The organism is Nocardia sp. 852002-20019_SCH5090214 (assembly GCF_001665865.1).
In the GTDB taxonomy this organism is placed as follows: domain Bacteria; phylum Actinomycetota; class Actinomycetes; order Mycobacteriales; family Mycobacteriaceae; genus Nocardia; species Nocardia nova.
The window spans coordinates 47,932-61,616 of sequence record NZ_LZMK01000154.1; the positions used below are offsets into that span (position 1 = coordinate 47,932).

Genomic DNA, 13,685 nt, shown 5'->3' on the forward strand with positions numbered 1-13,685 from the left:
TTGTTACTTCCCGGGGCCGATCTCCCTACTTCTCGGCCTCCCGGTTACCGGCCAGTTCGCCTGTGCCGCAGGAGCCGTGGGCCAGATACAGCCCCTCGGCGCCCAGGCGGGCCTCCGCCGAGAGCAGCACGTCGGCCTCGAGCTGACGGATCTGCTTGGCCGGAGTGCCGTCGCCGCCGAGACGGCGGTCGGCGGGCCGCTCGTACAGCGGTTCCCCACCGCACATCGCCTCGACCAGCCGCTGACGCCCGGCGAGCCGGCGTTCCTCGGCGCGGCGCAGGTAGTCGTCGCGACGCTGCGGATCGAGCGCCTCGACGAAGGCCTGCGGATGCACGACCGCCAGCAGACCGGAGACGTGCCCGAATCCGAGCGAGGTCACCAGACCGGCCTTGAGCGCGAACCGATCCCCGAACCGCAGCGGCTGCCGCGGCCACACCAGGTGCGGGTACTCGGCCATCTTCTCGTCGACGCAGTCGAGGCTGCGGTTCGGCGGAATCACACCCTGCTCCAGCACCTGGCACAGCCCGATCAGCTGGAAGGCGGCCGCACCGCCCTTGGCGTGACCGGTCAGCGACTTCTGCGAAATCACGAACATCGGAGCGCCTTCGGACCGTCCCAGCGCGCCGGCCAGCCGCTCGTGCAGCTCCGATTCGTTGGGATCGTTGGCGGCGGTGGAGGTGTCGTGCTTGGAGATCACCGCGATCTCGTCCGGGGTCACGCCCAGCTTGCGCAGTTCGGCGGCCAGCCGTGATTCCGCACCACCGCGACCCGCGCCGAGCGCGCCCAGTCCGGGAGCCGGGATCGAGGTGTGCACGCCGTCGGCGAAGGACTGCGCGAACGCGACCACACCGAGAACCGGCAGGCCGAACTCCGCGGCGATGTCACCGCGGGCCAGCAGAACCGTTCCGCCACCCTGGGATTCGATGAATCCGCCGCGACGCCGGTCGTTGGCCCGGGAGAAGTAGCGGTCGCTGATGCCCTTGGCGCTCATGGCCGCAGAATCCGCGGTCGCCGACATGTCACCGAAGCCGACGATGCCCTCGATACCGAGATCGTCGTAACCGCCGGCGACCACGACCTCGGCCTTGCCGAGACGGATCTTGTCGACACCCTCCTCGACCGACACCGCCGCGGTCGCACACGCCGCGACCGGATGGATCATGCCGCCGTAGCTGCCGACGTAGGACTGAACCACGTGCGCCAGTGCGACGTTCGGCAACGCCTCCTGCAGGATGTCGTTGGCCCGCGGCTCACCGAGCAGGTTGTCGATGTAGAGCGAGCGCATCGAGGACATGCCGCCCATACCGGTGCCCTGGGTGTTGGTCACCATCGCCGGGTGCACCCAGCTCATCAGCTCGGCGGGGCTGAAGCCGCTGGACAGGAACGCGTCCACGGTGCAGACGATGTTCCACAGCGCCACCCGGTCCACCGAACTCGCCATATCCGGCGAGATGCCCCAGCGGGTCGGATCCCAGCCCTCGGGGATCTGACCGCCGACGGTGCGCGACAGCTTCGCCTTGCGCGGCACCCGAATCTCGGTGCCCGCCTGGCGAATCACCTGCCAGTCGCTCGACTCGGCGACGGGGCTGATCACGGTGTGCTCCGGATCGGCGGCGTAGAACGCGCGCGCCTCGGCCTCGCTGTTGACCACAAAGCTCAGATCCCGGTCGAGGAAGACCGAGGTGAGCAGCGGCGCCGCGTTGTCGATCATGGAACCGTCGTCGCCGTAGCGGCGGATGCCACAGCGCTGCACCACCGCGTCGTGGTAGCGCTCGGCCAGCTCCGATTCCTCGACGTATTCGCCGCTCTCGGCGTCGTACCAGCCCGGCTTCGGGTCGTTCTCCCAGGTGACCAGACCGGTGGTCCACGCCAGCTCCAGGACGCCGGCTGCGGACAGTTCGTCGGCGACCTCCATCTCGAAGCGCGTACGCGCGGAACCGTAGGGACCGAGCTCACCGGCGCCGACAATCACGACCATATCGGCGAGATCGGCGGTGACAGCGCCCCATTCGGGAGTCGGCAGCGCCGAGGTGAGCGTTGGCGGCACCGGCAGCGCCGGGACCGTCGCCCGCTCGTCGGCGATCGTCTCCGGCTCGCGCTCGACGTCCTCGGCCAGGGCCGACAGGTCCAGCTTCGCACCGGCCAGGCCGCCGGTGAGGTCGATCTGTTGCGGTCCGGTGGCGGTGACGGCGCGGGCCCGCGACGTGCACCACTTGAGCAGCTCGTCGGCCATCTCCTGGGTGGACCAGGTGTGCACGCCGGCCTTCTCGACGGCCGCGACCAGCGGATCGTTATGACCCATCAGGCCGGTGCCGCGCACCCAGCCGATCATCGCGTGGACCAGGGTGACCCGCTGCGCCCACGACTTCTCGACCCGCCACTTGGCGATCACCGCGTCCAGCGCGGCCTTCGACTCGCCGTAGGCGCCGTCGCCGCCGAACATGCCGCGGTTGGGCGAACCCGGAAGCACCACATGCAGTTTCGCGTCCACGTCGTGGTCGGCGCCGAGGGCGGACAGACCGCCGATCAGACGTTCCACCGACCACAGCAGGACCCGCATCTCCATTTCGGCGCGCGCCCCGGCATCGGCCAGATCGCCGGCCACCCGCGGGGCGGCGAACGGCAGCAGCAGCGTCGGGGTCATCGCGGGCTTCACGAGAACCTTCGCGCCGCCGGCGTTGTCGGTCTGCTCGTTGCCGACCCAGTCGATCAGCGCGTCGATATCGGAGTAGGAGGCCATATTCGCCGGCACCACCCACAGCGCGGCCCCCGCACGAGCGTGCTCGCGGTAGAGCTGCTTGTAGAAGGCGAGGCGGTCGTCGTCGAGCTTGGATGTGGTGAGGATGACGGTCGCGCCGCCGGCGAGCAGCCGGCCCGCGATCGAGGCCGCGATGGACCCCTTGCTCGCGCCCGTGATCACCGCGGTATCGGCGGACCAAACACCCTCATCGGTGCTCACGGCCGCCTCGGCGATCCGTTCATAGGTCCGGGCCAGCACCGAACGCGCTTCGCCCATGGCGAGTTTGCGCCACCACTGCGCCTGTGCCGCAACGGCCTTACCGGCTCCGACGAAACTGTCGACCGTGTCCTCGCCCGAGCCACCCACCCACAGCGTGGCCAGATCCTCGCGGGCGGTGGCCCAGCGGTCGTCGATCAGCACGGCCTTGCGGGCGTCGAAGGCCGGAGCCACCAAACGCGGCCAGTCCGAACCCAATTCGGCCGAGACCAGGTCGACCAGCGATTCGTCGCTCGCCTCCGGCGCCGACACCTGGTCGGTGAGCCCCAGCTGCTCGAGCACCACCCGGGCGGCGGTCGCCAGCACACCGTCGCGACCGGTGATCTGCTCGGTGAATTCACCGAGGGCGGCCGCGTCGACCGTGGCGCCACCGCCACCACCGGCGGCCGGCAGCGCGACGCTGATTCCGCGGCGGGCGGCCACGGCCTGCACCGCGGCGTCGATCGCGGCATCCACCGCGGCGCCGTCGCTCAGCGCGCCGGAGACCAGGCCACCGAGATCCCCGCCGCGCACGCTGGTGCCCTCACGGGTGCCGAGCGACACCTCGGCGGTGACGTGGTGGGCCCAGCCGTCGCCGAGCTGCCACACCTTCTTCACGCGATCGGTGATCGCCGCGGGGCGCTTGCCCGAGGGACCGAACACCTTGCGCAGGTGATCACCGATGGCGTCGGACAGCACCGAGCCGAACGGCTTGTAGGTGCGGGCCAGGCGGTCGACGGTGACCGAGAGGGCGCCCATATCGGCATCCGCGGCGCCGTCGATCGCACCCAGCGACAGTTCGGAGCCGAGGTCGACCAGCAGCTGGTTGCGCCGCGAGGAGACACCGTCGCACAGCGCCTCGATGGTGTCCACGGGACCGATCTGGTCCAGCCGCAGCTTGGTCCACAGCGCGATCAGCACGCGGGTGGCGTCGGCGGCGGTGAAGGTGAGGTCGTCGGGGCGAGGACCACCGGCAGCGGCGACCGGAGCCGGTGCCGGGGCGGCCGCAGCGGCCGTCTCGGCCGGAACCGCTTCGGCCGCAGCCTCTTCCGGCTCGTCGACCGGCGCCGGATCGGTGTCGGTGGAGTACACCACGCCGGCCTCGCGCTCGATGTTGAGCACCTCGACCTTGGTGGCGGAGTACTGCGGCAACTTCAGGGTATTGCTCGCCAGGTTCGCCACGGTCGGCGTCGCCGCCAGGCCGATCTCGACGAACCGCTCCACGCCGAGGCCACCGCGTCCGGTGTCGCCGAACAGCAGATCCTGGGTCTCGATCCAGCGCACCGGGCTGGCGAACTGCCAGGCCAGCAGCTCGATCAGCACCACCCGGCACAGTTCTTCCGGACGCGCGGACCACGACTCGAAGTCGTCGAGTACCGCGCGCAGCGGCTCCGACGGCACGTAGCCGGCGATCTCGGCGATGAAGTCGCGCTCCAGCGAGAACGGCCGCGGCACCAGGTTCGGAATGTAGCGCCCGGCAAGGATTTCCGGATGCAGGTTCTCCGGCAGCAGCTCCTCGAGCTTGTTCCGGAACTCGGGCACGCCCTTGCGCAGCACCGTCGAGTGGAACGGTACGTCGATGCCCGGCACCAGCACGAAGGCACGCTTACCGCCGAATTCCGCACGGCGACGCTCGATTTCGGCTTCCAGTTCCTCGAGCCCGGCGACCGTACCGGCGATCGCGTACTGCGAACCGCGCAGGTTCAGGTTCACCACCTCGAGGAACTCGCCGACGCGCTCGCCGACGCCGGCGACGAAGTCGATCACCTCGGCGTCGGGCAGCCCGATCTGCGACGGGCGAATGGCGGCCATCCGATAGTCGCTGCGGCCCTGCGCATCCCGGGGCACCAGCTCGTGCATGGCCGAGCCACGCTGGAACACGACCTCGAGCACGGCTTCCAGCGGCAGCACACCGGCCACCGCGGCCAGCGCGTTGTACTCACCGACGGAGTGGCCGGCCAGCATCGCGCCCTCGACGAACGCACCGGCCTCGCGCAGTTCGGCGACCTGAGCCACGCCCAGGGTGGCCATCGCGACCTGAGTGAACTGGGTCAGATGCAGAACACCCTGCGGGTGACGGTATTCCACGCCCCGCGCCTTGAGGTAGGTCGGGTTGTCGCGCACCACGGCGAGGATCGAGAAGCCCAGAGCTTCCCGGGTGTGCTTGTCGGCGCGATCCCACACCTGCTTGGCCGCCTTCGACCGCGACCGGGCGTCCAGGCCCATCCCCTTGGTCTGGATGCCCTGACCGGGGAAGGCGTAGACGGTCTTGGGAGCCGCCAACCGGGCGGTTGCGGTCATCACCAGATCACCGCCGGTCCGGCAGGACACCTCGACGATCTCGCAGCCGCGGTCGACGGCGATCCGCTCGACGCGCACATCGATCTGCGCGCCCGGCCGGACCATGCCGAGGAATCGGGTGGTCCAGGCGGTGACAGTGCGTGCGGGCAGCGGAGATTCGGGATCCACGGCCGACACCGCGTGCTGGGCAGCGGCCGACAGCCACATGCCGTGCACGATCGGGCTGCCCAGGCCCGCGAGTTTCGCGGCGGCGTTGCTGGTGTGGATGGGGTTGTGGTCGCCGGAGACCTCGGCGAAGGCGGCCATGGCCCGCGGCGCGGTGAGCGTGACGTCGCGACGACGGCGGCGCGGGGTTTCGGTGGCCTCCTCGGACACGGTCCCGGCCGCGCGCGGCGGATCGGTGAGCTCGTTGCCGCCGTTGCGGCCGCGAATCGCGAAGCGTTCCACCAGCGTTGCGACGGTCGGCGTCTCCAGACCGTGATCGCGCATGACCCCGACGGTGACCCGCACCTCGACGACGCGCCCCAGATCGGTGTCGACCACCGACGCGGATTCCGCGCGAACGCTGAGCACCGCCGGATCACCGGGCAGCTCACGCACCAGGTCGACCTGGTGGTCCAGGTGCACCAGATCCAGCATGCCCTCGATAACACTGCTGACGCTTCCGTTCTCGCCCTCTGCGCGGCTCGCGCCCAGCACGGCGAATACGGCCGGCCAGCACGCGCCGACCAGCACGTCGGGAACCCGGCGGCCGATGGTGCTGAGGCCCTCCGGCAGACCCGAGCCGGTCACACCGGCGTGGTCGGCGACCATATCGGGCGTCCAGGCGAGGTTGACGTGTGCGACGTGAGAGCCGTTGGCGGACTTGACTTCCGGCAGCGCCTGCCCGGCAGCCACGGCCAGCAGGGCCGACATCGCGGCCTCGGCATCGTCTTCGGTCACCACCGGCGCGCCACCGTTGTAGACCGAAGCGGGAACCGTGATCCGGATCCGGACCTCGTTCGCCGGCGACAGCGGGACGGCCAGTTCCACGTAGGCGTTGTCGGCGTCGGGGCCGGTAGCCGGAACCAGGGTGGCGCCGGTCGGCCGGTGCACCGCGCCCTGAGGGTCGACGATCCACTCGTGCAGATCGCCGAGCCGGTGCACCGGGTTGGCGGTGGTACGCCCGGCCCACTGCACGTCGGGCGCGGCAAGCACGACGTCGATGGCGCCGGAACCGATGTCGGCGCGGCGGCGCCCGTCGACGGCGGCGGGGGTGACGCCGCCGCGGATCAGCGTGTAGGCGGTGTCCTGTTCGAAGCGGTCGAGCAGTTCACCGACCGGCTCGTCGACGCGGGTGATGCCGGCGACCGCGACGGTGCCGGGGATCACGCATACCTGGTCGGCGGCGTAGCGCGGGTCGTGGGCCTGCCACAGCGAGTCCGAGCGCCACCACCGGCGCACGTCGGCGTCGACGACCGGCACGAAGTTGACCGGCTTGCCCGGGGTCTTGCACAGCGAGACGAAGAACGGCACATCGGCCGGGTGCAGGACGGTCTCGGCGGCGGCCGGGTAGTGCTCCTTCAGCGTGCAGATCACGTGCACCGGCCGTTCGAAGACGCTGTCGTCGTCGAACAGGGTCGGGATGCGGCCGCGGTCGGCGGGGTTGAGGCGGCCCTCGGCGCGCCGCACCATCTCGGCGAACCGATCCCGCCACGTGATGTCGGCCCAGACCGAGCGGGTGGCGTCGGCGATCGCGTCGCCGAGGTCGGTGCCACAGTCGAAGCCGTCGCGACCGGCGCGCTGGTGCTCGGGCAGCAGTGCGGCCAGCTCGACGTAGCGCTCCAGCCAGCGCAGGTAGGTCATACCGGCGACATCGCCGAAGTACGGCTTGGCGGTGCGGTCGAGCGCCTCGATGATCTCGTCGCGGCGCGCGGCCACGGCCTCGGCGTCACCGGCGACCTCGTCGAGCAGGCGCCCGGTCCGCGAGGCGGAGTTGTCGATCTCGTGGATGTCGGCGCCCAATTGGCTACGGCCGGAAGCCATTCCGCCGGTGGCGGTCCCGGCGGCGACCCAGTCGGGGGTACCGGGGGTGTCGACCAGCAGCTGCTTGACCTCGGGTGCGGTGGTGGCCTCCAGGGTGGCCATGGCCGCGGTGCCGACCAGCACGCCGTCCAGCGGCATCGTCGGGTAGCCGTGGGAAACCGACCATTCGCCGGTGAGGTATTCGGTGGCCCGCTCCGGGGTGCCGATGCCGCCACCGACGCAGACCACGACGTTCGCGCGGTTGCGCAGTTCGGCGTAGGTCTCGAGCAGCAGGTCGTCGAGGTCCTCCCAGGAGTGGTGGCCGCCCGCGCGACCGCCCTCGATGTGCATGATCACCGGGTAGTCCGGCACCTCGTCGGCGATGCGCAGCACCGCGCGGATCTGCGCGACGGTACCGGGCTTGAACGCGACGTGGGTGATGCCGGCCTCGGTCAGCTCGGCGATCAGCGCCACGGCCTCGTCGAGTTCGGGGATGCCCGCGGTCACGACCACGCCGTCGAACGGGGCGCCGGCCGTGCGGGAGCGCTGCACCAGCCGCTTACCGCCCAGCTGCAATTTCCACAGGTAGGGGTCGAGGAACAGCGAGTTGAACTGCACGGCCCGGCCCGGCTGCAGCAGGGTCTTCAGCTCGGCGACCCGATCGGCGAAGATCTGCTCGGTCACCTGGCCGCCACCGGCCAGCTCGGCCCAGTGACCCGCATTCGCCGCGGCGGCAACGATTTTCGCGTCGACGGTGGTCGGGGTCATACCGGCCAGCAGAATCGGCGACCGGCCGGTCAGGCGAGTGAAGGCGGTTTCGACCACGATCCGGCCGTTGGGGAGACGAATCGGCTTGGGGGCGAACGCATCCCAGGACGGGGCGACCTGCGGAGCCGCGCCCGGGGTGAAGAGGCTGCGCTGACCGGGCCGGGTCGCGGCCGCGACGATGCCCACGCCGGTGCCCTTGAGCGACCCCTGGGTCAAGCGGCTCAGCAGATCACCTGGGCCGATATCCAGAATCCATTGCGCGCCACCGGAAACGGTGTCGTCGACGATCTGCACCCAGTCCACCGGGTCGACCAGAATGCTGCGGGCCAGCTGCGCGGCGAGTTCGGTGTCGATCTCACACTGCGCGGCCCAGGCCGACACCAGCTCGACGGTCTCGGCCAGCGCGGGATGATGGAAAGCGACCTCGACCTGGACGTCCTCGAAGACCGGGGCGAACACCGAGCCGCCGCGCTTCTTGGCATCGCGATCGCGGCTCTGCTCGGCGTTGATCTCGGTGCAGCGCTGCCGCACCCGCTCCAACTGGGCCACGGTGCCCGACAGCACCGCGCGCCGGCGGCCGTTGCGAATCGACACCACCGCGGCGATGTTCGGGTCCACACCTTCCGAGACCTCGGCCACGACCGCGCGCAGCTCGTCGGGGTCGACATTGGACACCGCGACCATCGGCGATTTGTCGCCGACCGGAATGAGACCGCGCCGGCGCGCGACCAGTGTGGCCGCCGCGCCGATCAATTGGGCCAGTGCGAGCAGTTCCGCGTCACGCGCACCCTGTGCGGTCGCGGCCTCGGCGGCGAGCAGGCCCTGGGAGTGACCGATGATGCCGGTCGGCGCCTGCTCGGCCGGATCCAGTCCCTGCATCCGCAGCGCCCGCAGTGCGGCGACCTGCGCGAGGAAGACGCCCGGCATCGAGACCGCTGCGGAACGCAGCGCCTGCGCGGACGGCGCCGCCGACTCCTCGCCTTCCTCGCCGTCGGCCAGCTCGTCCTCGAGCATCCACGCGATCGGATCGAAGCCGACGGGCCGGACCACCAGCAGCTGCGCCGCCACCGGTTCCAGCCGCGCATCCGCTTCGTGCACGAGCGCGGTCAACTCGGGCTCGAGCGCACTGTCGCGTCCGATCTCCTCCAGCTCCCGCAGCCACTGCGCACCCTGGCCACCGAAGGCCAGCGCGTACTTCTCACCACCGAGCAGGCGATCCAGCAGCGACGACTTGATACCCGTATCCGAAACTCCCCCAGCGACCTTCGCGTTCGTTCCGGTCCCGGTGCGTTCGTTGATCGTCAAGACGTATCGACTTCCTTCTCGTGGCGGCTCACCCCGCGGGGCCCGCTCTTGCGTGCACAGGCGTCCCTCACCCCTGAGGACCTGACGAAGCCTCAGGTTCGCACAAAATCATGAGGAAAGCCTCACGTTTCCCCGGCCCCCGCGCCCCTACCGTCGAGTATTTCGGTACAGCCGTACAAGAACAACGCCAAACATGACCCTCCCTCATGTTTGAAGCCCCAGGTGGCAGCGTTACTCGGAAGTCAGAAAGTTGAGGGTTCCTCATATTGGGAGTTGCCAAATCGTTATAATCCCAGTTCGTGTTACCCGTGGGTACACGACACCCCCGCGTGGCTTCGCGATCCGCGCCCGGGCCGGTAGAGTTTGGACGGTCGTACCATCACGCGCGAGTGGCGGAATTGGCAGACGCGCTGGATTTAGGTTCCAGTGTCCTCGGACGTGGGGGTTCAAGTCCCCCCTCGCGCACGATTTCGTGTCACTGGTGACACATTCGGCGTCCGCGTGGTTGAGCGCACTCGACCACGCGAAGGAATTCCAGTGTCGATGTGTGTTGACCTGCAGTGTTTTCCGGCACGGATGCCGGATCCCGTCTCCGATTTCCGGCTCGATCGTGGCTGGGGGTGGTGCGCGTGATCGCGCCGGTGATCCCCCCGCAGACCCCGCTGCAACAGTTGATCGAGGGCGCCCGGTTCCCCCACCCGTCCCCGGTTCGCGTGCCGAGCGCGGACGTGATGTACGGGATGAGCACGGTGGGCGAAGCTGGGCGGGTCTTGGACCGGAAAGTGTTCGCCGGGCTCGGTTGGGCACCGGGTACCAGGCTGACCGTCCGGTGCGACGATCACGGCGTACTCGTGGCCTCCGCCGACCCCGAAGGCTCGGTTCTTGTGCGCGAAGGCTTTGTTCGCATTCCGTACCGGCAGCGGCGCCGGGTGAATCTGTTCGTCGGTGACCGTGTGCTGCTGCTCGGCAGGCAGACCCGTCAACGACTCGCCATCGCCCCTCCGGCTGCGATGGAGGAACTGTTCGCCGCCGGCCTGGCCTTGCTGGAGCGGTGACAGCGATGACCACCATGACGTCGGCGGAGACCGTCTCCGCCGCGCGAGTCCTGTTGGCCCAGATGGGCCTCTCGCCCGCCGATCTCGTCGAGTCGCCGGCATCGGTTCCGACCTTCGCGATCATCGTCCCCCAGGTACGTACCACCTTGAAAAGCGGAACGCTGCGTACCTACGACACCCACCTGCGGCGACTCGAAACCGAATGGGCGGCACGCCGGTTGGACGAGCCCACCCAAGCCGACCTCGAAGACATGGCACGAGCCGTCCAAGAACGCGCCCGCACCAACCGGGCGTCGCGCGGCGGGGGAAGCGCGGTGGAGCACTTCGTCGGCGCGGTCCGCTGCGTGTACCGGTTCGCCGAGAAGAACGGCTGGATCCGGGCCAGCGACAATCCAGCTCGCAAGATGGCCAAGCCGACGCGCAAACCTTCCCATCGCTATGCGATTCCCTCGCCACGATTGGCCGAGATCTGCGCTGTCGCGGCGGCTACCGGCAATGATCCGGAACTGGACTCGTTGATCTTGCGCCTGCACGTCGAGACGGCGTGCCGCCGCAGCGGCGCGCTGGCGCTTCGACCGCACGACCTCGATGCAACCCAGTGCCTGGTGTGGTTGCGAGAAAAAGACGGCACCGACCGTTGGCAGCCCGTTTCACCGACCCTGATGCGCCACCTGCTTCAGCACGCCGCCGACCGTGGTGCCTCGCAGTCGGAACAGTTGCTCCGATACAAGAACGGAAAACCCATCTCCTCGCGGCGCTATGACCACATCTGGGCGCGCATCGGCGAAGAGCTGCCGTGGGTGGCCGTACAGGGCGTGACCATGCACTGGCTCCGGCATACCACCCTGACCTGGGTGGAGCGCACCTTCAGCTACGCCGTTGCACGTGCCTACGCCGGGCACGACGGCAAGACCGCGGGCACGACGGCCACCTACGTCAAAGCCAACCTGCTCGAAGTCGCCACCGCCCTCGCCGTACTCACCGGCGAGCCCCACCCTCTGTCCACGGCCGAAGGACCTACGGCCACATGAACACTGCCGCGTGCACACCGGAACCCCGCTCGCCCGAAGGACCACACCACATGCCCGCACCCGACACCACTGTGCGCACGCCGCCTCCGTCGAGCGCCCCGGAACACGGGGATAGACCCGACCGTGCGCACGCCTTCTTCTGGTGCGTGCTCGTCGCATCGGCGACGGTGAGCATCACCGGCAACGCTGTGCACGCCGTTCTGCACGCACCGGCTCCGCCGATCGCCGGTGCGGTCGCGGTCGTCCCACCGATCGCGTTACTGACCGCTGTGCACGGTGTCACCGTTCTACAGCGAAAGCAGGTGCACAGCACCGCCGCCCACCGGCTCACCGTCGTACTGACCGTCCTCATCGCGGCCGGAGCGTTCTGGCTGTCGTTCACCGCATTGCGGTCCCTCGCCGAACTGGCCGGCATCCCGCACAACCAGGCATGGCTGTGGCCGCTGATCATCGAAGGCTCGATGACCCAAGCCACCGTCGCCCTCATCTCGATCACACAACCACCCCACAACACCAGCACCCCAACAGAAGACGCAGCACCCACCACACCGACGATGCCCGCTACACCACCGGATCCGTCACCGGCCCTTGCCGACGACACCGTGCGCACGTCGGCTGAGGGGTTGGACGGGCGGGTCGAGTCCGCACCGAGCACAACACAATGGAGCGACATCGCCGCGGCCATCTGTGCACGCGATCCCGCCGGCCGGCGCAATGCCGACCAAGTTGCCCAAGTTCTGGAATTGCATTACAGCGAGGGACTCAATGCCACCGAAATCGCAAAACGAACCCGCCGCAGCAGATCAACCGTGAGCAGAATCCTCACCCACACGAAGGCGCTCGACCTCCCGCCCGTCACAATGTACGACCGGAAACAATCCGACCTCCAACCGTGAGTGCAGAAACATCGCTTCGATGATCAGCACGAGTTCGCCAATTGCACGGCACACGTACACGCGAAAGAAATCCCCTATGTCTGCGCACTAGATACACGATTGAGGTCAATATCGGGTTCGGTCGCTACTCTGCTAATTATCGAAAGATACGTTTACCCGACTGCTGGAGCGGGTCTGCGCGCCACTGCTTCGCTGAAATCTGTTCCACCTCCGCTGTTCTAGGAACCGGGCAGACGCTCGCCTGACCGGCCGATCAGGGCATCGAGGATGGCGCCCGGCACGAAACCTGTGCCTTCACATCGGCGCTTCGCAAATCGGGGCCAGCAATAGAACTGCTCCTAGCGAAGCCGCTGAATGGTGGCTAAACTCGAAATTAGACGGACAGCCTGAAGGGGCGCAGAAGTGCATACAGGGATGTATCGCAGGGGCGTTCAGAACAGCGTAGAAGGGGTTAGGGGAATCGAACCCCTAACCCCTGCCTCACAAAAGTCGAGCTGAGCCGTTCGATGCAACGTCTCCGCCGGTAGCAACAGGAATTTCACGAAACTTCGCGCAATTTTCCGGCGCAAACCATACCCGTTCTCTGCTGACGCCGTCAATATCTCCTCCCTGCTACTGACGGCGTCAGCAGACCGATCGACCACACGTGACGGGTCCCAGCAGACGGCGTCGCTATCAAGCACGCTGGACGCGCACGCGTACTTCAGGGATTCGCGCAAATGACGGACAAGCGTCCCCGACCGCGGTTCGCGTGATGTACACCACATTTCTGTCGCAGATGAGGAGGTACGTGCCCGATGCGTGACACAACTGTTCGTTTTACCTATCGACAGGCTCAGAGTGGAGGTGTTCGATGGACACAACCATCTCGCCACCGGCTACGAGCAGAGACGTTGTTGCGCACCTGCGATCTTCCCGGCGCAGCGGCGGTCGGAGGGGATCGAAACCTCATGAGCGTCGATATCTCTTGTCCCTCTTGCGGTTACGACGATTGCGTGCAGAGCGTTCCCGCGATCCGCGCTTCGGGAACTTCGACGGTGTATGACACCGACTACTACTCAGGTGTCGGAGTGAGTTCGTCGGGTCTGGTGCCGGTCATGGGCTCCTCGCTCGTTGAGCGAACGCAATCCAGTTATCTGGCCCAATCACTCGCGCCCGAGCCTGGCTTCCGGGGTGCTGGTCGCCTCACAACCCTCGCAGTGGTGCTGAGCTTGCCAGCGGTCGTGTATTTCGCCGCTGCGGGCGTGCTGATTAGCCGTCCACATCCGGACGTCTCGACTGCTTCGATTTTGATTGGGGCTTTTGGTTTTGCGCTTTTCCTCGCGCTGCC

At 68.3% G+C, this 13,685-nt stretch carries 5 protein-coding genes and 1 tRNA gene; 5 read left to right on the forward strand and 1 reads right to left on the reverse strand.

The features are described from left to right. Positions 1 to 25 precede the first annotated feature (25 nt). A complete protein-coding gene (locus A5780_RS13260; RefSeq protein WP_064908578.1) occupies positions 26 to 9,373 on the reverse strand; it encodes a type I polyketide synthase in 9,348 nt (3,115 codons plus the stop codon). A gap of 383 nt (positions 9,374 to 9,756) precedes the next feature. Here A5780_RS13260 and A5780_RS13265 point away from each other — a divergent pair. From A5780_RS13265 to A5780_RS39975, 5 genes are all read left to right on the forward strand, one after another. Then, positions 9,757 to 9,838: transfer RNA gene (locus A5780_RS13265), tRNA-Leu, on the forward strand. Positions 9,839 to 9,993: 155 nt separating this feature from the next. Next, complete coding sequence (locus A5780_RS13270; RefSeq protein ID WP_062968723.1) at positions 9,994 to 10,428, forward strand: hypothetical protein; 435 nt, start codon at positions 9,994 to 9,996, stop codon at positions 10,426 to 10,428. 62 nt (positions 10,429 to 10,490) lie between these two features. Then, on the forward strand, positions 10,491 to 11,459 hold the full coding sequence (locus A5780_RS13275) for a site-specific integrase (RefSeq protein WP_231982938.1): 969 nt from the start codon (positions 10,491 to 10,493) through the stop codon (positions 11,457 to 11,459). Positions 11,460 to 11,509: 50 nt separating this feature from the next. Next, complete coding sequence (locus A5780_RS13280) at positions 11,510 to 12,355, forward strand: DUF2637 domain-containing protein (protein WP_062968727.1); 846 nt, start codon at positions 11,510 to 11,512, stop codon at positions 12,353 to 12,355. Between the two features lie 950 nt (positions 12,356 to 13,305). After that, positions 13,306 to 13,685: hypothetical protein (locus tag A5780_RS39975; RefSeq protein ID WP_156769484.1), on the forward strand; the 380-nt coding region annotated here is incomplete at its 3' end.